The sequence below is a fragment of the Rufibacter ruber genome (genome assembly GCF_014138425.1).
In the GTDB taxonomy this organism is placed as follows: Bacteria; Bacteroidota; Bacteroidia; order Cytophagales; family Hymenobacteraceae; genus Nibribacter; species Nibribacter ruber_C.
Genome location: NZ_JACJIQ010000008.1, coordinates 158436 through 180370 on the forward strand (window position 1 = coordinate 158436; position 21935 = coordinate 180370).

At 53.8% G+C, this 21935-nt stretch carries 16 protein-coding genes; 9 read left to right on the top strand and 7 right to left on the bottom strand.

All coding sequences use genetic code 11. The features are described 5' to 3' along the window. Positions 1 to 236 precede the first annotated feature (236 nt). Complete coding sequence (locus FHS90_RS11335) at positions 237 to 1127, bottom strand: YitT family protein (protein ID WP_241498958.1); 891 nt, start codon at positions 1125 to 1127, stop codon at positions 237 to 239. Between the two features lie 23 nt (positions 1128 to 1150). Then, positions 1151 to 1789, bottom strand: coding sequence for a DUF6799 domain-containing protein (locus FHS90_RS11340; protein WP_182513127.1), 639 nt, complete (start codon positions 1787 to 1789; stop codon positions 1151 to 1153). 182 nt (positions 1790 to 1971) lie between these two features. On the opposite strand from FHS90_RS11340, the gene FHS90_RS11345 reads away from it, so the two are divergent. Next, positions 1972 to 2379 carry a DUF202 domain-containing protein gene (locus tag FHS90_RS11345; RefSeq protein WP_066833044.1) on the top strand — a complete coding sequence of 136 codons (408 nt, stop codon included), beginning with the start codon at positions 1972 to 1974 and terminating at the stop codon, positions 2377 to 2379. A gap of 292 nt (positions 2380 to 2671) precedes the next feature. Here FHS90_RS11345 and FHS90_RS11350 read toward each other — a convergent pair whose 3' ends face one another. Beyond that, positions 2672 to 3067, bottom strand: a complete 396-nt coding sequence (locus FHS90_RS11350; protein WP_066833046.1) for a group III truncated hemoglobin — start codon at positions 3065 to 3067, stop codon at positions 2672 to 2674. Between the two features lie 227 nt (positions 3068 to 3294). Further along, positions 3295 to 3729 carry a hypothetical protein gene (locus tag FHS90_RS11355; protein WP_066833048.1) on the bottom strand — a complete coding sequence of 145 codons (435 nt, stop codon included), beginning with the start codon at positions 3727 to 3729 and terminating at the stop codon, positions 3295 to 3297. A gap of 330 nt (positions 3730 to 4059) precedes the next feature. Here FHS90_RS11355 and FHS90_RS11360 point away from each other — a divergent pair, with 330 nt between their 5' ends. The 4 genes from FHS90_RS11360 (at position 4060) to FHS90_RS11375 (ending at position 12387) form a co-directional block, all read left to right on the top strand. Continuing rightward, positions 4060 to 5322 (top strand): MFS transporter, encoded by a 1263-nt coding sequence (locus tag FHS90_RS11360; RefSeq protein WP_182513128.1) that lies wholly within the window; start codon positions 4060 to 4062, stop codon positions 5320 to 5322. A 706-nt stretch (positions 5323 to 6028) separates the two neighbouring features. Then, positions 6029 to 6412, top strand: coding sequence for a hypothetical protein (locus tag FHS90_RS11365; RefSeq protein ID WP_182513129.1), 384 nt, complete (start codon positions 6029 to 6031; stop codon positions 6410 to 6412). 442 nt (positions 6413 to 6854) lie between these two features. Beyond that, positions 6855 to 11225 (top strand): CusA/CzcA family heavy metal efflux RND transporter, encoded by a 4371-nt coding sequence (locus tag FHS90_RS11370; protein ID WP_182513130.1) that lies wholly within the window; start codon positions 6855 to 6857, stop codon positions 11223 to 11225. A gap of 1 nt (position 11226) precedes the next feature. Next, positions 11227 to 12387, top strand: coding sequence for an efflux RND transporter periplasmic adaptor subunit (locus tag FHS90_RS11375; RefSeq protein ID WP_182513131.1), 1161 nt, complete (start codon positions 11227 to 11229; stop codon positions 12385 to 12387). A gap of 788 nt (positions 12388 to 13175) precedes the next feature. Here the strand turns inward: FHS90_RS11375 and FHS90_RS11380 are convergent. After that, positions 13176 to 13313 (bottom strand): 30S ribosomal protein THX, encoded by a 138-nt coding sequence (locus tag FHS90_RS11380; protein WP_182513132.1) that lies wholly within the window; start codon positions 13311 to 13313, stop codon positions 13176 to 13178. A gap of 277 nt (positions 13314 to 13590) precedes the next feature. Between FHS90_RS11380 and uvrA the strand changes: the two genes are divergently transcribed. From uvrA to tpiA, 4 genes are all read left to right on the top strand, one after another. Next, entirely contained in the window at positions 13591 to 16410 is a 2820-nt protein-coding gene (gene uvrA, locus FHS90_RS11385; RefSeq protein ID WP_182513133.1) for an excinuclease ABC subunit UvrA, read from the top strand. Between the two features lie 590 nt (positions 16411 to 17000). Continuing rightward, on the top strand, positions 17001 to 17666 hold the full coding sequence (locus FHS90_RS11390) for a carotenoid biosynthesis protein (RefSeq protein WP_182513134.1): 666 nt from the start codon (positions 17001 to 17003) through the stop codon (positions 17664 to 17666). Next, positions 17656 to 18807: a lycopene cyclase family protein gene (locus FHS90_RS11395; protein ID WP_182513135.1), complete on the top strand. Its 1152-nt coding sequence runs from the start codon at positions 17656 to 17658 to the stop codon at positions 18805 to 18807. Before FHS90_RS11390 ends, FHS90_RS11395 begins: the two co-directional genes overlap by 11 nt. A gap of 150 nt (positions 18808 to 18957) precedes the next feature. Continuing rightward, a complete protein-coding gene (tpiA, locus tag FHS90_RS11400) occupies positions 18958 to 19722 on the top strand; it encodes a triose-phosphate isomerase (protein ID WP_066833074.1) in 765 nt (254 codons plus the stop codon). Between the two features lie 217 nt (positions 19723 to 19939). Here tpiA and FHS90_RS11405 read toward each other — a convergent pair whose 3' ends face one another. Both FHS90_RS11405 and FHS90_RS11410 read right to left on the bottom strand, forming a co-directional pair. Next, positions 19940 to 20470 (bottom strand): hypothetical protein, encoded by a 531-nt coding sequence (locus FHS90_RS11405; RefSeq protein WP_182513136.1) that lies wholly within the window; start codon positions 20468 to 20470, stop codon positions 19940 to 19942. Between the two features lie 90 nt (positions 20471 to 20560). Beyond that, positions 20561 to 21757 carry a cation:proton antiporter domain-containing protein gene (locus tag FHS90_RS11410; protein ID WP_182513137.1) on the bottom strand — a complete coding sequence of 399 codons (1197 nt, stop codon included), beginning with the start codon at positions 21755 to 21757 and terminating at the stop codon, positions 20561 to 20563. Positions 21758 to 21935: the final 178 nt, after the last annotated feature.

Consider the following 21935-nt stretch of genomic DNA (forward strand, 5'->3'; position numbering starts at 1 on the left):
AAAGAGTGAAAATCAAATACAACAGTTGGTAGACCTGTAGAAAAATATTTTTCTGTTTTTCTGCTGATTTCAGAAAAACAGGTCAGAAACAGCGTAAGTAAAGACACAGCGCTTCTATGCCAAGATCAGCCTCTAAAAAGAATAGAGGCCAATGCGGCCCAATTTTAACTCGTTCTAAAGAAATTTCCACAAAAACAGCGCCAGAAATAAGAAGGAAAGGCTTTAAAACAAGAAAGTTAGTGTGAAAGTGGGCGTTTTTTGATCATGCCGCCAGAGGTGTCATTGATGCTGTGCATAATCATAAAGGCACTGGGGTCCATGTCAGCAATCAACGTCTTCAGGCGCTGCACCTCCAGGCGCGTCACCACGCAGAACAAAATGTCTACCTCGTCACCAGAGAAGCCGCGCTGGCCTTTGTAAATGGTCACGGCACGGCCAAGCTGGGTCAAGATGCCCTGCCGAATGCTGTCACTGTGCACTGAGACAATGGTCACGCCGGTGTATTCCTCAATCCCGTGAATGATGAAGTCAATGGTTTTGGAGGCGGTCAGGTACGTGAGCACCGAGTACATGGCCGGTTCCAGGCCCAGCAGGAAGGCCGCCACCAGGAAAATGATCAGGTTGATGACCAGGATCACGTCACCTATGGTGAGGCTGGTGCGCTTGCTGACCAGGAGCGCCAGGATCTCGGTGCCGTCTAAGACGCTTCCGCCCCTGATGGAGAGCCCAATGCCCGCGCCCAGGAAGAACCCGCCAAATACAGCGGTCAGCAGTTTGTCATCTGTGAGGGTGGGGAACTCTACAAACAGCAGGAGCAACGCCAGGCCTACCACCGCCAGCAAACTCTTCAGGGCAAATGACCGCGCCACCTGCCGGTAGCCGGCAATAAGGAAAGGGGCGTTCATTGCCAGAATGAGGAGCGGCAACGGCAGACCGCTGCCCTTAGACAAGAGCATGGAAACCCCGGTCACCCCGCCGTCAATGAAATGGTTGGGGATCAGGAATCCTTTCAGGCCCAGGCCCGCAGAGCCAATCCCGAAGCAAATCAACAACGCATCACGCACGGCCCCCCAGGGCTGCCGGCGTTTTACAACAGAAGTAGAAGGCGTAATCAGTGAGGAACTCAAAATAGCTAGGTTCTAATTGTGGCTTACTTAGCGGCGGGCAGGTTTTTTAGCTGTAGCTCAACCGCAGACAGTTGCTTGTTCAGGCCGTTGTAATATGCCTCCATGTTCTTGCGGTCACTGTCTGAGAGGGCGGCCTCCAGCAGCTTGCTGCGCTGCTCCAGGAGCTGTGCCAGCTGTTCCAGCAGCTGGATTCTTTTCTCCTGCCCCAGGCTGTACACCTGTTTCTCTTTGTGGTTGCTCACGCTGGACACCTGCCCGTCAATGACCACAATTCTGGTCTCCGTGTCGCCTACCACCTGGCGCTCATGGTCAACAATGGCGCCGTAGGTAAAAATATCATCGGCTACCAATACCACCCGTCCCTGCGGGCTCACCGCATGTTTTAGTTTCAGGGTAAGGGTTTTGCCGTCTTTGGTGCGTACGCGGCCGTCTGGCAGTACGGTGGTGCCGTTGTCATACACAATTGGCTCCTGTACTTCATGCAGCTTGCCGCCTTTGTTCTGTACCAGTTTGCCGTCACGCCAGAAGATGGTGTTGTCTTTGATGTTGGCCCTGGTCACCAGTGAGTCAGAGGTGGCAGTGGTTTGCTGGGCCAGAGCCACTGTTGATGTGCCGCAGAGGGCGGCCGCCAGGAAGCAGAGAGGCAGAACAAATGCTTTCATGTAAGTAGTGCTTAGGGTAATAAATAGTCTCTATACGTAGGCCTTGGCGCAGGAGCAAAAAGAGCAAACTAAAATAAATTGATTCAGAATACGTAATTTATTTCAAATATGCAATTATGTTCTTTTAAATGTTCAATGATGGGGCTAATCTTTACTGGCACGGGGGCGTATATGAATGTGCTATGGAATATAACATTTACATGACACCAGATTTCAGGAAAGAGGTAAAGAGAGACCTCAAGATAAAGGAAAAAGCGAACACTGAGATCAAGGAGACGCTCGCCATTGAGCGCACCGAGTTCTCTAATGAGCGTACGTTTCTGGCGTATCTGCGCACTGCACTCTCACTGGTTATTGCAGGGTTTTCGCTTCATCAGTTTTTTAACACCACTGCTTCTATGTGGTTGGCTGCCGTTTTAATTCCGGTAGGGCTGGGAATAGGCTTTGTAGGGGTGAGAAAGTTCCTGGCCAAGCGGGAGCTGATCAAACGCAAGCGTGAAGCCTACGTGCCGGCCAAGCAGATGCTGGCTATTTTAAAAGCCGAAAAGGCGAAAGAACTCAGTGGCGGTCACCACAACATGGCCATCTAGTAATATAGCAGAAGTTGAATTATTGTATATAAACAATATTGGAAGTGCGGCGGCGGGCCGATGAAGGTGTAGTTGGAGTGCAAAACCGCCCACTTCTTTTTCTGTTCTCTTCCCGAATGGCAGGCGCGACTCCGGATCGTGGGGCCTTCCATCTGAACATAGATCATATTCCATAAAGCAAGAAGCGGCTGCCCTGTAAGGCAGCCGCTTCTTGCTTTATAAGAAATGCGGTTGTTCCCTTTTCAACATCCTGTTTTTAGCCTGTTTTTAGAAAAACAGGCTAAAAACAGATTTATGGCTTCACCAGGGGAGTTGCCCAGAGGCCCATCTTCATCTGGAAGATGTTGGCAATGCTGGTGGCTTTCTGTTTGGCCTGGTCAGCCATCTCGCCGGCAAAAAGATCTTCTACGGTTTGGGTGAACAGGACAATCCAGCGGGTGAAGTGCGCCCGCTCAATGGGCAGTGACAAGTGTCTGGGAAACGGCTGCCCTTTGTAGGCCATGGACCCAAACAGCACCGTGCTCCAGAAGTTGTACATCTTGGGCAGGTGGTGCGCCCAGTCAACGTGGGCAACGTCATTGAAGACAGGGCCCAGCAGCTCATCCTGATTTACATTGTTATAAAATGTATCCACCAGAAGTTTAATGTCATCTTCAGTGGCAATATCTGTTTTCAATCCTTCGCTCATACCAATTGGGAAGCGCTGGCTTCCTTTATGTTAACGCTGCAAGAATACTTCTTCTGCCCCAAGGTTGAAATGATAAAGGTCATTTCTGGCCTGTTTTTCTGAAAACAGCTCAAAAACAGGAAGTAGCCGGCAAGCATGGTTCTTGAGGTGGGTGCACTCCCTGTAAAAGCATAGCCCCGTCTGCTTTAAGAACAGACGGGGCTATGCTTTTAGAAATATAAGAGAAGTTAATGCTCAACCTCTACCAACTGGCATTTCTTTAGCCAGTGCAGCGCATCGGTTTCTGAGGTGAAGCCCTCGAAATCTACTGATTGGCCATACCAGGGTGCCTGCCGCAGTTTTTCAGCACTTTCAATTGTAAAAGTGTCTTCAGCGTGGGCTGGGGTAAGCAGGTACGCCACATGCACGGCGCGGTCTAACTGCGCGTGTAACTGTGGGTAAAAGGTCTCATTCACCCATTTCTGGTCTTCCGGAGACAAAGGCCCCCGGCTGCGCACGTCAAAGAGCCAATACCGCGCGTTGGTCTCCTGGGCTAATTCCAGCACCTGCTGATACACCTCCCGTACCGAGAGGGCATATACTGGCTGTGGCCAACGCAGGAACAGCACGTCCAGGTCTGGGCGGTAAGCTAGTGCAATGGCGTCTAAAAAGATAGGAGACATAAGCTAATAGTATCAGATGTAAACTTACAAAAGATTGTCCTCAACATAGCAATACCTCCTTAAAAAATAGGAGGATGGTTATATAGCCAACATCTACCCTGAAGGGAATCGTTCAAGAACATCTGAAATAAATCTGGAACTGGAAATTGCCGTACCTTTGCCTTTGACCTTATTCACATCCTGAATTCGTAAGCGGAGAGTGTCAGCGTAAGTTTCTGCCTGTGCGGTTTTAGAGCCTCGTAGCAATGACTAAGGCGAGAATAGCGTGAAGTCAGGTTTCTTGGCAGCACGAAAGACAAATTTTAAACAGGCTCATACTTAATTTTACCAGTGGCTACACCTGTAAATCCCCCAGAAGAAGAACGGCATGACCCGTACGCCGTGCTCCGCATTCCTGAGTTCCGGCTTTATATCTCGGCCCGTTTCTGCATTACCCTGGCCATGCAGATACAGGCGGTGGTGGTGGGGTGGCAGATCTATGACCTCACCAAAGACCCGCTGGCGCTGGGCTTGATTGGGTTGGTAGAAGCCATACCGTCTATCACGGTGGCGCTCTACGCCGGCCACGTGGCCGATATTGTTCCGCGCAAGCGCATTATCATGACGGTGCTGAGCGTGCTGTTGTTCTGTTCGCTGGCACTGCTGTTCTATACCTTAGATGTGGGGCAGGTGCTGCACCAGTTCGGCACCACGCCCATTTACTCGGTCATTTTCCTGAGCGGGTTGGCGCGCGGGTTCATGGGGCCGGCCACGTTCTCATTTATGCCGCAGCTCTTGCCAGACCGGAAGTTCTACGCCAATGCCATTACCTGGAGCAGCTCTACCTGGCAGGCGGCCTCAGTGGCGGGCCCGGCCATTGGCGGGTTGGTGTATGCGTTTGGCGGAGTGACGGCCGCGTTCAGTGTTGATGCCGCGCTGGTATTGCTGGCGCTGGTGCTCTATGGTTTTATTGCGGGTAGGCCGCTGCCGCTGAGTGATGGTCCCAAACTCAACATCAAAGAAAGTTTGCAGACGGGGCTGAAATTTGTGTTTGGGAACCAGATTATTTTGAGTGCGCTGGCGCTGGATATGTTTGCGGTCCTCTTCGGCGGAGCCGTGGCCTTGCTGCCTATTTTTGCGTCTGACATTTTGAAGATTGGTCCGCAGGGATTGGGCGCGCTACGGTCGGCTCCGGCCATTGGTTCGGTGACCATGGCGGTGTTCATGGCCTACCGGCCGATTACCTTTAACGCCGGGAAGAAGATGCTGTGGGCAGTGGCCGGGTTTGGCGCCTGTATCATTGGGTTCGGGCTGTCGCAGTTGTTCTGGCTGTCATTTGCGCTGCTGCTGATGAGTGGCGTGCTGGATAGTGTCTCGGTCATTATCAGGTCTACGTTGATTCACACGCTCACGCCAGAGCACATGAAAGGCCGCGTCTCCAGCGTGAACAACATCTTTGTGGGGTCCAGCAACGAGATCGGGTCGTTTGAGTCTGGTCTGGCGGCCAAGCTGCTGGGTGTGGTGCCGTCAGTGGTGTTTGGTGGTTCTATGACCATTTTGATTGTGGCGTTTACCGCCTGGAAAGCAGATAAGCTCCGTAAGTTGAGTTTGTAGAAAAAGCTGAAAGTAAAATTCTTCCCGTTTAGGGGCCGTTTTTCTAAAAACAGACCCTAAACGGGAACACGCTTTTATGTGACCTTTGCCGAATGACCTTAAGTCTGGGCAAAAGCCGTTGGCGCAGACGCTCGCAGGTGCTGCGCACGCTACGAGGTCTTGGGAGCGGACGATAATGCGGCGGCCAGCTAATTGAACCCACCCCTACCTCTCCGAGGAGGGGAGTCTTGTTGCATAGGAACGGAGCCTCATACAAGTAGAAGCCTTTCCCATGGAATGGTAGAGCACGAAAGCTACACCTGTGACGATGGCGGTGGCCACACCCTAGCTGATACTCCCCCTTTGAAGGGGGCGAAGGGGATGTTGACACCTGCCGAACCACGCATCGCAGAGGCATGGCCATACGGCAAATGCTCCACGCATGGCAGATATTCCCCTCCTCAGAGGGGTAGGGGTGGGTTCTACGCATGGCAGATATTACCATGGTTCCCGGCGAGTCTGGAGACTCGCACCACTACATGTCACGAGTCAGAGACTCGCGCCAGTGCTTGTTTTTTCTTTTCAATAACCAATCAGCAATTCTCCCAAGACCTCGTAGCGTCCGGAGGACCTGCGAGCGTCTGTACCCACGCCCTCTCTCTTCATCTTTGGCTTCCATCTTTCTACTATTCCCGCTATCTTTGCTTATAGAACTTAGGCAGCTGCTTTGAAAATCAGGGTTATCTTTTTTGCGGTGTATCTTTTCCTGGGCTCCCTGCTGCCCAACTCTGACCTGCATGAGCTTTCCAAAATCTCTGACCTGCTGCAGCACTACCAGACGCATGTGGCCCTGAACGGACAGTTGAGCTTCTCCGAGTTCCTGCACATGCACTACCAGGGTTCTGAAAATACTCCCTCAGAAAACCACGACCGGCTCCCGCTCAAGCAGATGGGCAACTCGGCGTATGATTACTTTGTGGCCATGCCGCTGCTGCAGCCTACCTTTCAGCTACAGGAAACGCAGGAGCCGCAGCACTACCTTTCCCACCCTCAACCCCGGGTCGCAGACGCTTTTACCGGCAGCATCTGGCAACCGCCGCAAGTGGCGTAAATCTCCTTTTTATTGGCAGCATCAGCAGTCTGGCTACTTTCAAAAGCCCAGGCTTCTCACTTTTTGTCATTCTGAAAGAACCTTGTGAGCAAACTAGATTAGCGTTCAAGATACGTCACTACCGTTCGCAACCAAGTTCCTTCCAGGATGACAAAGAAAGATTTGGTTCTTAAAGGAAGATCTGGTGCATTCAGTCCTGCACACGAGGCGCATTTCCGTTTTTGACCTATTTTCTGAAAAACAGCCCGAAAACGAAAAAGCGCCTACTCAAAAGACCTCGTAGCGTCCGGAGGACCTGCGAGCGTCTATGCCAATTCCCCAATCAACCTTATTTCCCTAAGAACCGCCCGGACGGCAACCGTTCAGGCGTTCTCCGGTCTTGCCGTTTTTGGCCTGTTTTTCAGAAAACAGGCCGAAAACAGCGTCATCCCCAATCAAGAACATGTTACAGAAGATTATAGAGTTTTCCATCAAGAACAAGCTGGTGATTGGCTTGCTTACGGTGGCGCTGGTGGCGTGGGGCGTGTACAACGTGCAGCGCCTGCCCATTGATGCCGTGCCCGACATCACCAACAACCAGGTCCAGGTCATCACGGTGTCGCCGTCGTTGGGGGCGCAGGAGGTGGAGCGGCTCATCTCTTTCCCCGTGGAGCAGTCGGTGGCCAGCGTGCCGGGCGTGACCGAGATCAGGTCGTTTTCCCGTTTCGGGCTGTCTCTGGTGACGGTGGTCTTTGACGAGGACCGCGATATTTACTGGGCCCGCCAGCAGATCACCGAGAAACTGAAAGAAGCAGAGGAGCAGATTCCCGAAGGCATGGGTTCGCCCACCTTGGCCCCTATTTCCAGCGGTTTGGGCGAGATTTACCAGTACGAGCTTCGGCCGGCGGCCGGATATGAAAGCCAATACAACGCCACCGAACTGCGCACCATTCAGGACTGGATTGTGCGGCGGCAACTGCTGGGAACGCCCGGCGTGGCTGAAGTCAGCAGTTTCGGGGGTAAGCTGAAGCAGTACGAAGTGGCCATCAACCCCGAGAAGCTGCGCAGTTTCAACCTCACCATCACCCATATTTTTAACGCGCTGGAGAAAAACAACGCCAACGCGGGTGGCGCTTACATTGAGAAAGACCCCAACGCCTACTTCATCCGCACCGAAGGGCTGGTGCAGAGCCCCGAGGACATTGGCCGTATTGTGGTCACCAACACCGCGGGCGGCGCGCCGGTCTTAATCAGGGACGTGGCCGAGGTGCGCGAGGGCTCGGCCATTCGGTACGGCGCCATGGTGAACGAGCAGGGCGAAGTGGCGGGCGGCATTGTGATGATGCTCAAAGGCGAAAACTCGTCCCAGGTGATCCAGCGGGTGAAAGACAAGGTATCCGAAATCCGGAAAACCCTGCCGCCGGGCGTGGTGCTGGAGCCGTTCCTGGACCGCACTAAACTGGTGAACCGCGCCATCAATACGGTAGAGAAAAACCTGGCGGAGGGCGCGTTGATTGTGGTGTTTGTGCTGGTGCTGCTGTTGGGCAACTGGCGGGCGGGCTTGCTGGTGGCCTCCGTGATTCCGCTGGCCATGCTGTTTGCCATCTCGCTCATGAACGTGTTCGGGGTGTCTGGTAACCTCATGAGCTTGGGCGCGCTGGATTTCGGGCTGATTGTGGACGGGGCCGTGATTATTGTGGAGGCGGTCATTCACAGCATCCATACCAGCGAGTACGCGCAGCAGGGCGTGTTCAAGCTCTCGCGCAAGCAGATGGACGACGAAGTGCAGGGCTCGGCCAGCAAAATGATGGGCTTTGCGTCGTTTGGGCAGATTATTATTCTCATTGTCTATCTGCCCATTCTGGCGCTGGTGGGTATTGAGGGCAAGATGTTCAAACCCATGGCGCAGACGGTTTCCTTCGCTATTCTGGGCGCTTTCCTGTTGTCGCTCACCTACGTGCCCATGATGGCCTCGCTGGTCTTGAGCCGAAAAACCCAGCACAAAGAGAACATTTCAGACCGCATCATGCAGGCCATTAACCGGGCGTACCAGCCGTTGCTCAACTTCGCGCTGCGCGCCAAAACGTTGGTGTTGGGCATTGCTTTGGGCCTGTTCGCATTGAGTTTGGTGCTGTTCACGCAAATGGGCGGCGAGTTTATTCCGTCTTTGGACGAAGGCGATTTTGCCATTGAAACCCGCGTGCTCACGGGCAGCTCCCTCAACGAGACCATTGAGGTGGTGCAGAAAGCCTCTAAAGTGCTCAAGCAGACCTTCCCCGAGGTAGAGAAAGTGGTCACCAAAATCGGCTCTGCCGAAGTGCCCACCGAACCCAACCCCGTAGAGCTGGGCGACATGATTGTGGTCCTGAAAGAACGCGCTGAATGGACCAGCGCCAGCTCCCGCGTAGAACTCGCCAACAAAATGTCTGATGTGCTGCACCAGAACTTGCCTCAAGCCACCTTTGGCGTGCAGCAGCCCATTCAGATGCGGTTTAATGAGTTGATGACGGGGGCGCGGCAAGACGTGGTGCTCAAAATTTACGGCGAAGACATGGACCAACTGGCCCTGTACGCCCAGAAAATTGGCAAACTGGTGCAGCCCATTGAAGGCGCGCAAGACCTATACATTGAGGAAATGAGCGGACTGCCGCAGGTGGTGGTGCAGTATGACCGCGAGCAGATTGCCCGCTACGGCCTCACCATTGAAGACGTGAACCGCACCGTGACCTCGGCGTTTGCCGGCGAGATTGCGGGGCAGGTCTATGAAGGCGAGAAACGCTTTGACCTGGTGGTGCGCCTGAACCAACAGAACCGGCAGGACATTGCTGACGTGCAGCGCCTGTACGTCAGCAATGAAAACGGCCTGCAGATTCCGCTGGAGCACATTGCCCAGGTGGAGATGAAGGAAGGTCCCAACCAGATTCAGCGCGACGGCACCCGCCGCCGCATCACCATTGGGTTTAACGTGCGCAACCGCGATGTGCAGAGCATTGTCACCGAGATTCAGCAGAAAATTGAGGCGCAGATTCAGTTACCGCCCGGCTACACCATCACTTACGGCGGCGAGTTCCAGAACCTGATTGAAGCCAAAGAACGACTCTCGGTGGCGGTCCCGCTGGCGCTGGCGCTCATCTTTGTGTTGCTGTTTTTCGCCTTTAAATCCATTAAACAGTCTATTCTCATCTTCACGGCCATTCCGCTATCGGCCATTGGTGGTGTGTTTGCCTTGCTCCTGCGCGACATGCCGTTCAGCATCTCGGCGGGCGTGGGCTTCATTGCGCTCTTCGGGGTAGCGGTGCTCAACGGCATTGTGATGATAGGGTATTTCAACCAATTAAAAGCCAGCGGCATGACCAACCTGGAACAAATCATACGCGAAGGAACGGCCGCCCGCCTGCGGCCCATTATCATGACGGCCACCGTGGCCTCCCTCGGTTTCCTGCCCATGGCCTTGTCTTCCTCGGCGGGCGCCGAAGTGCAGAAACCCTTGGCCACCGTGGTCATTGGCGGACTGCTCTCGGCCACGCTGCTCACGCTGGTGGTGCTGCCCATCATCTATTATTTCTCTGAGAAAGGCTTCGGTGGGTTGAAGAAATCAGCAGCGCTGTGGTTTCTGCCGCTCGGTCTGGCATTACCCTTGAACACGCAGGCACAAGGCACTCCATCGCAAACCTTGTCAATGCCGCAAGTGCTGGAATTGACTAAGCAGCACAACCAACAGCTCAAAAGCGCGGCCTTGGAGGTGGAAATGCGGGGAGCCTTGCAGAAAACCGCGGTGGATATTCCCAAGACCGAGCTTTCTTACAGCCAGGGCGAAATCAACAGCCCCGTCACCGATGACCGCATAGGTATAAGCCAGACCATTCCGTTCCCCACGGTGTGGAAGGCGCAGAGTAAGCTGTTGCAGGAGCAGAAGAACCTGAGCCAGCAGCAACTGAATCTGGAGCAGCACGAACTGCTGTACCAGGTGAAGCAGGCCTACGCCCGGTTGGCATTTCTGTACCAGACCCACCAACTGCTACAGCGGCAAGACAGCATTTTTCAAGTATTGGAGCGAGCCGCCGAGGTTAGGTTCAGGACGGGTGAGACGGGGCTGCTGGAGAAAACCACCGCCACCACCCAACGGCTGGAACTCACTGACCGCCTCCGGCAGAACCAGAGCGCTTTAGCCGTGGCCCAGGCGCAGCTGAATGCCTTGGTACAGGCCCCGCAACCCTTGCACATCACGCCGCAGCCGCTGCAACTGGACAGCACTTCCATCGGCGCAGCCGAAACTCAGAACCACCCGCTCCTGCAAGTGCACCAACAGCAGATTGCCGTAGCCGACCGCGAGCGGCAGGTGGAGAAAAGCAGATTAGCCCCTGATATTACCTTGGGGTATTTCAACCAATCGTTGATTGGCACTTATGACATCAACGGGCGGGCAGAAACGGCCGCAGATAGAAGCCGGCGGTTCCAGGGCGTGGAAGCGGGGGTGGCGGTGCCGCTCTGGCAAGGGGCGCAGCGGGCGCGCGTGAAAGCCGCCGCTTTGGGCAAACAGGCCGCCGAGGCCTCGCTCCAAAACCAGCAGCACCTCTTGCAGAGTGAGTGGCAGGCGGCGCAGGAAACACACCAGCGGCTTCGGCAGAGCCTGCACTTTTACCGGGAACAGGTGCTGGTGAACGCCCGCCTGGCCCTCACTCAAGCCGACAAAGCCTACCGCAGCGGCGAGGCCAGCTACCTGAGCTACCTTCAGGCCGCCGACCAGCAGTTGCGCACCCAGCAGAATTACCTCCAGCTCCTGCTGGATTATCAGTTAAACGTCTTTCAACTCCAATACCTAGGAGGCAACTAATATGAGAACTAACTTTTTATCCTTCGCCATCGCCGGGCTTTTCCTGGTTTCGGCCTGTTCTGAGAAAAACAGCCCCGAAACGGAAACGCCTGCCGCCCAATCCGCCGCTGCCCCAGAAAACCCGGACGTGATTACGCTCACCGAGCAGCAGATGCAGAACACCGGCATTGAGTTAGGCGCGCCTTCGCAGCAGAAACTGGGCAACACTTTGCAGCTCTCCGGGGAAATTGACGTGCCGCCCACCAGTTTGGTGAGTGTCTCGGTGCCCTATGGCGGCTTCGTAAAAACCATGAACCTGCTACCGGGTCAGCACATCAACAAAGGCCAGGTGCTGGCCACCCTCCAGCACCAAGATTACGTGCAGCTGCAACAGGATTACTTGGACACCCGCGCCCGCCTGCAACTGGCCAATCTGGAGTATGCCCGTCAGCAGGAACTCACCCAGGAGAAGGTGAGCGCCCTCAAGAACCTGCAACAGGTGAAGACTGAGCGTGAAGTCTTGCAGAACAGCCTGGCCGCGCTGCGGGAGAAACTGCTCATGATCAACATCAACCCGGCCCGCCTGCAAAACGGGAAAATCAGCCGCACCATCAACATCGTCTCGCCCATCAACGGCTTCGTAAAAAACACATTGGTGAATGTGGGCAAGATGGTGAGTTCCACCGATGTGCTGTTTGAACTGGTGAACACCGATGACCTGCACCTCAAGCTCAACGCCTTTGAGAAAGACGTACCGTGCCTGAGCCCCGGCCAGCGCCTCACCTACACCCTGCCCAATGACGCCACTCCCCGCTCCGCGGAAATCATCTTGGTAGGCCACAGCGTGGAAGGTGACAAGACAGTGCCTGTGCACGCGCACCTGGACCACCATGATGAACACAAGTTGCTCCCCGGTATGTACGTGACGGCCACCGTACCCACCAAAGAACGCGCAGTCACCGCCCTACCCGAAAGCGCCGTGGTGCAGTTTCAAGGGGTTTCCTACATCTATGCGAGTTCTGGCAACCGCACATTTAAACGCGTAGAGGTGCAGACGGGTCTCAAGGGAAATGGCTTTGTAGAAGTGCAGCTACCCGCGGAACTGCAAAATTCTAACCGCATTGCTGTGAAAGGCGCGCATAATTTGCTGGCCATGCAGGAGAACAAGGAGGAGGAAGAGTAATGGGCGCAGACGCTCGCAGGTCCTCCGGACGCTACGAGGTCTTGGGAGAATCGCTGATTGGTTATTGAGCCTGTTTAGTATTTTCTGATCATTGGCGCAAGTGTCTGCTTTTTTGTAGTCTTTTGAAGCTGTTTGCTTCTGGCCTGTTTTCGCAAAAGAAGAGCCAAAACAGCGACACAAGCGGGTGCTGGCGCCAGTACAGAAGCTATCTAAAGCTCATTTTTGGAAATGCTAAATAGGCTCATTGAAAAAAAACACTGGCGCGAGTCTCTGACTCGTGACATGTAGTGGTGCGAGTCTCCAGACTCGCCGGGAGCCATGGGAATATCTGCCATGCGTAGAACCCACCCCTACCCCTCCGAGGAGGGGAATATCTGGAATGCGTAGGGCATCTGCCGTATGGCCATGCCTCTGCGATGCGCGGATCAGCAGGTGTCAACATCCCCTTCGCCCCCTTCAAAGGGGGAGTATCAGCTAAAGTGTGGTCAAAGCCATCATCACGGGTGTAGCTTTCGTGCTCTACCATTCCATGGGAAAGGCTTCTACTGATATGAGACTCCGTTCCTATGCAACAAGACTCCCCTCCTGGGAGGGGTAGGGGTGGGTTCAATCCGCTGGCCGCCGCATTATCGTCCGCTCCTAAGACCTCGTAGCGTGCGCAGCACCTGCGAGTGTCTGCGCCAGTTGCGTTTCGGGGCTGTTTTTCTAAAAACAGGTCAAAAACAGGAATCCCCGCCAGAACCAAATCTGGCGGGGATTCCTGTTTTCGGCGTGAGCCGAGAGAATGATTACGCGTTGGCCGCGGCTTTGCTAGGGGCTAGCTTCGCCAACTTGGTCGCTTTGTTCTGGGCTTTCTTGGGGCGGCTGTTGCCGAACGAACCCTTGCTGATTTTTCCTCTTTTGCTTTTAGCATCTCCTTTTCCCATAGTGGTACTGATTAATTGGTAAGTGAAACAATCAAATGACAAGTAATCTTTTCCGAGACGGAAGGGAAGAAAGTTACAAACTCTGCCAAATACCCGCAAATTTCTTCCGCCGTTTTTGGCCTACTTTTGGGAAAACAGGCCAAAAACGCAATTGACGGTCAGGCTTCTAAATGCGGCGGCGTATGCCTACCTTTGCGGTTTAGCCTTCCGCCGTTTTGTGGCCGCGCAACAGAATTATTCTTGAGCGGTTTATGTTCTAGAGAGGCTATATTTCTATATGACAGAAGACATCATTCCGCAAGATACCCAAATAGACGCGCTGGACGCCCGCGAGCACATCATCATTAAACGGGCCCGCGTCCATAATTTAAAGAACCTGAGCGTGGCCCTGCCGCGCAACCAGTTCATTGTGGTCACCGGCCTTTCCGGCTCCGGCAAATCGTCGCTGGCGTTTGACACGCTCTACGCCGAAGGCCAGCGCATGTACGTGGAGAGTTTGAGCTCGTACGCGCGCCAGTTCCTGGGCCGCATGGACAAGCCCGACGTGGATTACATCAGGGGCATCAGCCCGGCCATTGCCATTGAGCAGAAGGTGAGCATAAGGAACAACCGCTCCACCGTGGGCACCAGCACCGAGATTTACGATTACCTCAAGTTGCTGTACGCGCGCATTGGCAAGACCATTTCGCCGGTCTCCGGCAAAGAGGTGAAGAAAGACACCGTGACCAGCGTGGTAGATTACCTCATGGCGCTGGAAGACGGAACCCGCGTCATGATTATGGCGCCGCTGCAGCAAAACAAAGACCGCAAACTGAGCAAAGAGCTGGATTTGCTGTTGCAGAAAGGCTATTCCCGCGTCATTCTGAACGGCGAGCCCTTCTTTATTGAGGAACTCATCTCAGAAGGAAAACCGGAGCCCAAGGGCGAGGTCTTTATTCTCATTGACCGCGCCGTCATCAGGCATGACGAGGAAGCCAAAACCCTGCAGATGCGCCTCGCTGACTCGGTGCAGACCGCGTTTTACGAGGGCCACGACGAATGCCACGTACAGCTGGGCGACGAGAAACGCATCTTCTCTAACCGTTTTGAGCTGGACGGAATGGTGTTTGAGGAGCCTAGCGTCAATTTCTTCAGCTTCAACAACCCGTACGGCGCCTGCCAGACCTGCGAAGGCTGGGGCAGCGTCCTTGGCATTGACCCAGACCTGGTGATTCCAGACAAAAGCCTGACCGTGTTTGAGGGAGCCATCGCGCCGTGGCGCACCGAGAAGCAGAACGAATGGCTGCAACCGCTCATCAAAAACGGCATTCGGTTTGATTTTCCAATTCACCGTCCGTTCAACGAACTCTCTGAGGAACAGCAGGAACTACTCTGGACCGGGAACAAATACTTCGGGGGGCTGAACGACTTTTTCAAACACGTACAGGCGCAGACGCACAAGATTCAGTACCGCGTGTTGTTGAGCCGTTACCGCGGTCGTACGGCTTGCCCGGACTGTAAAGGCTCGCGCCTGCGGAAAGATGCTAGCTACGTGAAAGTAGACGGGAAAAGCATCACCGACCTGGTGCTTATGCCCGTGACCAAAACGCTGGAATTTTTCCAAAACCTGCACCTAAGCGAGCATGACCTAGCCGTGGCCGACCGCCTCATCACCGAAGTCACCAACCGGTTGAGTTACCTCGTGCGCGTGGGTTTGGGTTATTTGACTTTGAACCGTTTGTCCAACACCCTTTCCGGCGGCGAAAGCCAACGCATCAATCTGGCTACTTCCTTGGGTAGCGCCTTGGTAGGTTCTATGTACATTTTGGATGAGCCCAGCATCGGGCTGCACCCCAAAGACGCTGACCAGCTCATTGGCGTGCTGCGCTCTTTGCAGCAGATGGGCAACACCGTGATTGTGGTGGAGCACGAGGAAGGCATGATGGAAGTCGCAGACCAGGTTTTGGACATCGGTCCGGAAGCGGGTTCCGGTGGCGGAAATCTTATGTTCCAGGGCTCGTTCCAAGACCTTTTGAAAAGCGATACCTACACCGGCCGGTATTTGAGTGGCCGCATGGAAGTGCCGGTTCCCACGCAACGTCGCCCTTGGCGGAATTGTGTGGAAGTGCACGGTGCCCGCGAGAACAACCTCAAGAACGTGAGCGTGAAAGTGCCCCTGAACGTGATGACGGTGGTGACGGGCGTGAGCGGTTCGGGCAAATCTACGTTGATTAAGAAGATTCTGGCGCCGTCGCTCATCAAAGCCCTCGGCGGCCACGCCGATGCCACGGGTAAATTTGACAAACTCAGTGGTGACATCAACAAGGTGGCGCACGTGGAGTTCGTGGACCAGAACCCCATCGGGAAATCGTCGCGCTCCAACCCGGTGACCTACGTGAAAGCCTATGACGCCATCAGAACGATGTATGCCGACCAGCCGCTGGCGAAGGCGCGCGGGTTCAAGCCGTCGCACTTCTCGTTCAACATTGAAGGCGGCCGTTGTGAGGTGTGCCAGGGCGAAGGCCAGGTGAAGATTGAAATGCAGTTCATGGCTGATATCTACCTCACCTGTGAGGCCTGCGGCGGACAGAAATTCAAACAAGACATTCTGGACATTCAGTACCATGAGAAAAACATCTCCGAAGTGCTGGACATGACCATTGATGACAGCCTGATTTTCTTCAAAGATCAGCCCAAGATTCTGGAGAAACTGAAGCCGCTGCAAGACGTGGGGCTCGGGTATATCAGGCTGGGTCAGAGCAGCAATACTTTATCTGGTGGGGAGGCGCAGCGCGTGAAATTGGCTTCGTTCCTGACCAAAGGTGCTACGCCGCACAACGGCAATATCCTGTTCATCTTTGACGAGCCCAGTACCGGCCTGCACTTCCATGACATCAGCAAGTTATTGACCGCGCTCAATGCGCTGGTAGAAAACGGTAACACCGTGCTGGTGATAGAGCACAACATGGACATCATCAAATGCGCCGACTGGATCATTGACCTCGGCCCCGAAGGCGGTACAAACGGCGGTCACCTGCTCTTTGAAGGAACCCCGGAAGACTTGGCGAAACTTTCAGAAGAGAATCACACGGCTAAGTATTTGAAGCCGAAATTATAGGTCTGTTTTCGGGCTGTTTTCAGAAAAAGAGCCGCTAAACAGAAAGTATAAGAAATCCCTGTGCAGTGAGAGAAGCCGCGCAGGGATTTTTGTTTCAGAACACTCGTGAAGCAGAGGAAACCCACCCCTACCCCTCCGAGGAGGGGAGCATCAGGAATGCGTAATCTTATAACCTCACAAAAGTTGATTATCACCATTTCAACGTCATCTATCTAAACCTGCTTCTCGGAGCAACTCCCCTCCTGGGAGGGGTAGGGGTGGGTTCTTTTTCTCCTTTTGTCATCCTGAAAGGATCTTGTGGGCAATCTAGATAAGCTCTTACCAAACGTAAAACCTTTTGCGGCTTAAATGCTTTCAGCAGAAGTAGGAGAAACAATTTCCTCAGCAGCAGCAGCAGAAGAAGGCGCCTTGCCGTTTTTGGCCTGTTTTTCTGAAATCAGGCCAAAAACGGAGGACACAAAAAGCTATAGACTTTCCTGAGCTTTAATTTCGCTGGCAGGAGGGGTGGGTGCCGTGAACAAATCTTTCTGCTGCCGGTTCACTATATTGCCGCCTTTCGCGTACGCCAAGGGGAAATCAATTTTGCGTGAATGAAAGACCTTTCTGTGCCATTGCTTGTCAATAAGCTGTATCTCTCTATCATCATCCTCTGTCTGTTCCATGGCTGCGGACTCATTGGGTTCTACACGCCGTACCGGGATTGGTTTCTGAGCAACACGCCGCTCAACCTGATTCTGGCCACGGCGCTGCTGTTCTGGAACCACCAAGGGCTTACGGTTAGAATGGTAGCCGGAGCGATAGGCGTATTTCTGGTAGGCTTCACCGCCGAGGTCATTGGGGTAGCCACCGGCGATGTGTTTGGGGAGTACCATTACGGAGATGCCTTCGGGCCGAAGTTCCTGGAGGTGCCCTGGCTCATTGGCATGAACTGGGCGGCCCTGTGTTTTGCTGCGGCCACGGTGGTCAATACCTGGCAGAAACCGTTCATACTAAAAGCAGCGGTGGCGGCGGCCATGCCCGTGAGCATTGATTTTTTGATTGAGCAGGTCTGCGAAAAATTTGATTTCTGGTATTGGCAGGGCCACGCGGCACCTTTGCAGAATTACATCAGTTGGTATGTGTTCAGTTTTCTGTTTGTGCTGGTGCTCATGCCGCTGCTCAGAAACTCCCGGAACAAACTGGCGCCGTACTTCCTGCTGGTGCAGTTCTTCTTCTTCCTGTTCCTCAACCTTGTAGAGTTGTTCTATGTCCGCTAACCCGCGCCCCTACGACTACATTATTGCCGGAGCGGGAGCGGCGGGCCTGAGTCTGCTGTGCTATCTGCTGGAACAGGAGCCCCTGCGGCATAAGCGTATTCTGCTGCTGGACCGCGACGCCAAGCAAACCAATGACCGCACCTGGTGTTTCTGGCAAACCGGGGAGAGTCCGTTTGAGAGCTGCCTCAAAAGTAAGTGGTCGGCGTTGTATTTTCATTCGCCCACGTTCTCTAAGCTGCTGGACATTCATCCGTACCAGTACAAAATGCTGGACAGCCTCTCGTTTTATGAACATTGCTTCGGGCTGATGAAAAAGTACCCGAACGTGGAGTTCCGGCAGGAAGACATCATAAGAATAGAGCCCAACGGAACGGTGCATGGCAAGCGCGGCGTGTACCAGGCGCCGTACGTGTTCAACAGTGCGTTCTTCAAAATCAAGCAGCTGCCCAAAAAGCATTACATGGTGCAGCATTTCAAAGGCATTTTCATCAAAACCGCGCAACCGGTCTTCAACCCGAAGGAGCCAACCTTAATGGATTTCCGGGTGGAGCAGCATCAAGATTGCCGGTTTATGTACGTGTTGCCCACCAATGCGCACGAGGCGCTGGTGGAGTACACGGGTTTCTCTGAGGCCGAGCTTCCCCAGGAAGCCTATGACCAGGAACTGAAAGCCTACCTCAGAGATTTCCTGCACCTCACGGAGTATGAGATTACGCACGAGGAATTCGGGATGATTCCCATGACCGATGCCCCTTTCCCGAAGCAGCAGAGTGCGCAGGTCATCAACATTGGTACGGCCGGTGGGGCCACCAAAGCCTCTACGGGCTACACGTTCAGCTTTATTCAGCTGCAGTGCTCGGCCATCGCCCGTAATCTAGCCCAGGGTAAAGCGCCGTTGGCGGGCACAGGGAGCGGGTTCAACAAGTTTGGGTTGTATGACAGCATTTTCCTGCGGGTGCTGCTGGAGAAGAAACAGGAGCCGCGGCAGGTGTTCCATGACCTGTTCAGCAAACTGCCCACCCCGCTCATCCTCAAATTCCTGAACGAAGAGACCTCTTTTCTTGAAGACTTCCGGATCATGAATGCCGTGGAGAAACACATTTTTGTGCCCGCCGCCCTCAAAGAAAGCCTGCACCTGTAAGCACAAATCCCGTTACTGGCGCGTAGATCAGCCACAAATCCTTATCTTAGCGGCCACAGGGTACGCTGTTTTTGCCCTGTTTTCAGAAAAGTAACCCCTAAACGCGCAGGCCTGAAAAGCTTCGCATTTCTTTATTATCTATTCATGGCTATGAGAAAGAACATTGTTGCCGGTAACTGGAAAATGAACAAAACCTACCAGGACGCGCAGGCGTTGGTGAGCGAGATTGACAACATGGTGAAAGACGAGGTCACCGCAGATAACGTTGAGGTGATTGTCACGCCGCCGTTCCCGTTCCTGAGCACGGTCAGTAAATTAATCCAGGGCAACCCGCGCATGCACTTAGCGGCGCAGGACGTGAGTGCCCACGAGAGCGGCGCCTATACCGGCGAAGTGTCGGCGGCCATGCTCAAGTCAGTTGGCGTAGAGTACGTGCTGGTGGGCCACTCAGAGCGCCGTCAGTACCACCACGAAGATTCAGATCTGCTGTTCAAAAAAATGAAAGCGGCTCTGAAGGAAGGCATCAAACCTATTTTCTGCTGCGGCGAACCCCTGGAGGTGCGGGAGTCTGAGCAGCATTTTGAGTACGTGGGCCAGCAGCTGCGCGACACCGTGGCGCACCTGAGCAACGAGGAATTTGACCAGATTGTGATTGCCTACGAGCCTATCTGGGCCATTGGCACCGGCCGCACCGCCAGCAGCCAGCAGGCCCAGGAAATGCACGCCTACATCAGAGAAGAGCTTTCCCGCCTGTTTGATTCTGAGGCCGCTTTCAACAAAACTATTTTGTACGGCGGCAGCGCCAACCCCGGCAACGCCAAAGAACTGTTCGCGCAACCAGACGTAGACGGCGGTTTGATTGGTGGCGCCTCCCTCAAATCAAGAGACTTCACAGACATCATCAAATCTTTCTAGTTTCCAGGTTAGCCTGTCACTGAGGGCAATCTGCAGGAGGGGAGAGGCAGGAAAAGAAGGAAATATTCCGGAGGTCTGTTTTCGGGCTGTTTTTCAGAAAACAGCCCGAAAACAGACCTCCGCTTCTTTTGTAATGTACCCAATGCCCGGTTAGGCAGTTGGTACGGTTATTCTGTCAAGAGGAAGGGCCTGCCCTTCAGGGCGCTAGAGGCGGTGCTTATTGAGCAGTGACAATATTCAGGTATTCTTCATTCTCATTCCAGCTGAGGCGTACCGGGTTGGTGAGTTCCTGCCTGGTTACCTCAATCTTCTCAATCCGCTGCACATCTGCCAGAAACAACGTGGGGTCAACCGGCTGCTTGTTCACCAGTACCCTGAGCGACCGTTTCTCATGGGGTACCTGAAAATACTCCAGCACGTGCTCCAGCCTGAAGAGGGGGCGTTTACTTTTCAGTTCGCCCACCAGAATGCCGTTTTTCCCCTGCCCCTCCACAGAGGACAGCAGCGTGGAGTCACGGTAGATTTCTTTGATAGCCAGATCCTTAGGGTGCACAATCAACGCACTCAGAACCGTTTCCTGGGCGCCAATCAACAGGAGAGGCTCCGGGTGGGCAGAGGCGCGTACGCCCACTATCCGGAGAGACATTCTGGGGCGGGGCGAACCGTTGGGGGTAGGCAATGATTGGGCCTTGCAGAAAAAACTGCCTGTCAATAAGAAGAACGGGAGAAGAAGGAGTGGCTTTTTCATGGGGGCAATCTCAGGTGAGCATCAGTATGTTAAGAATTTCCAGCATATGCTGATCCCTCGGTTTCCCGTTTCTTATGGCATCATGGTCCCTTAGTAATTGGGAATATCATCAACGGCGTTCCTGGTGAGCATGAGCCCCAGCATCATGAGCAGGCTGGAGAGAATCACCACAAAGAAGAGCACACTCTCATTCATGCCCGGTATCTGAAACTGCGCAGGAATGCTGTAAAACAAAAGGATGGTGATCAGGCCGCGGGGCGCTACAAACAGCTCTGGGATCAGCGGCACCCGGGCAATGTACTGCAGGTACAGGTAGCGCACCAGCAGAATTATGCTGAAGATGGTAAAGCCCAACACCCAGACATTCAGGTCCAGCAGCTCCTGCAGGTTAATGGAGAACCCGAAGAGCAGGAAAAAGAACGTCCTGATCACAAACGCGCTTTCGCCGTTAATCTGTTTCAACTGCTTGATCTCAGCCTCCAGCGAACTGAGACTGATGTACCTGGCCAGGCGGTCTTTGATGAAGAGCGCGGCGTTGTTCAGCATCAGCCCAAAGCAGAGCACCATCAGCAATGATGAAAGGTGCATCTCCTTTCCCACTGAGTACAGCAGTATGAGAATGGCAATGATCAGGAAGAATTTGATGTGGCTCTTGATCTTGTCAATGAAGAAAAGCAGGATCAGGCAGCAGATAATGGAGATGATGAAGATGCTCACCAGGTCTACCGCCAGTGTGACAAATGACCCCACACCAATTTGGTTGTTCTGCACCGCAAAGTTGAAGGCAATAATGCCAATGATGTCAGAGAAGGTGGCCTCATAGACAATGAACTCCCGCTTCTCTGGGGTGAGGTTGGTCACGCTGGGAATGGCAATGGCACTACTGATCACCGCCAGCGGAATTGAATTGATAATGGCCATCTGGTAGGGCACGTTGAGCCAGAAGTTAATAAACCAGCCAATGAGCGCGGCCGTGATGAGCAGCGTGAGGGTGGCCGTGAGCAGGGTCTTTCTGATGAGCGGCAACTTGTCCCTGCTCAGCTCCAGGTCCAGGGCCCCCTCCAGCACAATGAGAATCAACCCAATGATCCCGAAGAGCTCCAGTATGCTCCTGATCCCGGGCAGGCGCACCTCAAAGGCGGTGGCGGTGACCTGCAGTAAAATACCGGTGGTCAGCAACAGGATCACAGACGGGATCTTGCTCCGCTTCGCCACCATGTCAAACAGGTACGAGAGAATGATTAAGCTGCTGAGTATTATTAAGAAGGTATAAGGCCCTAAAATCATACTGAAAGGTTAGGTATCACATTTCATACGGAAACAATCTGCAACTGACCAGATGCAGGGCGGCCAGCTTTTTTATCACTTAAAGTAAGCGATTCATAGGGGTAATTGTTTTCCGGGCGGTCTTTTCACCATCACTAAGATAGCTAAGCTTTTTTAACCGCAGATGTTTTCCCAGAAG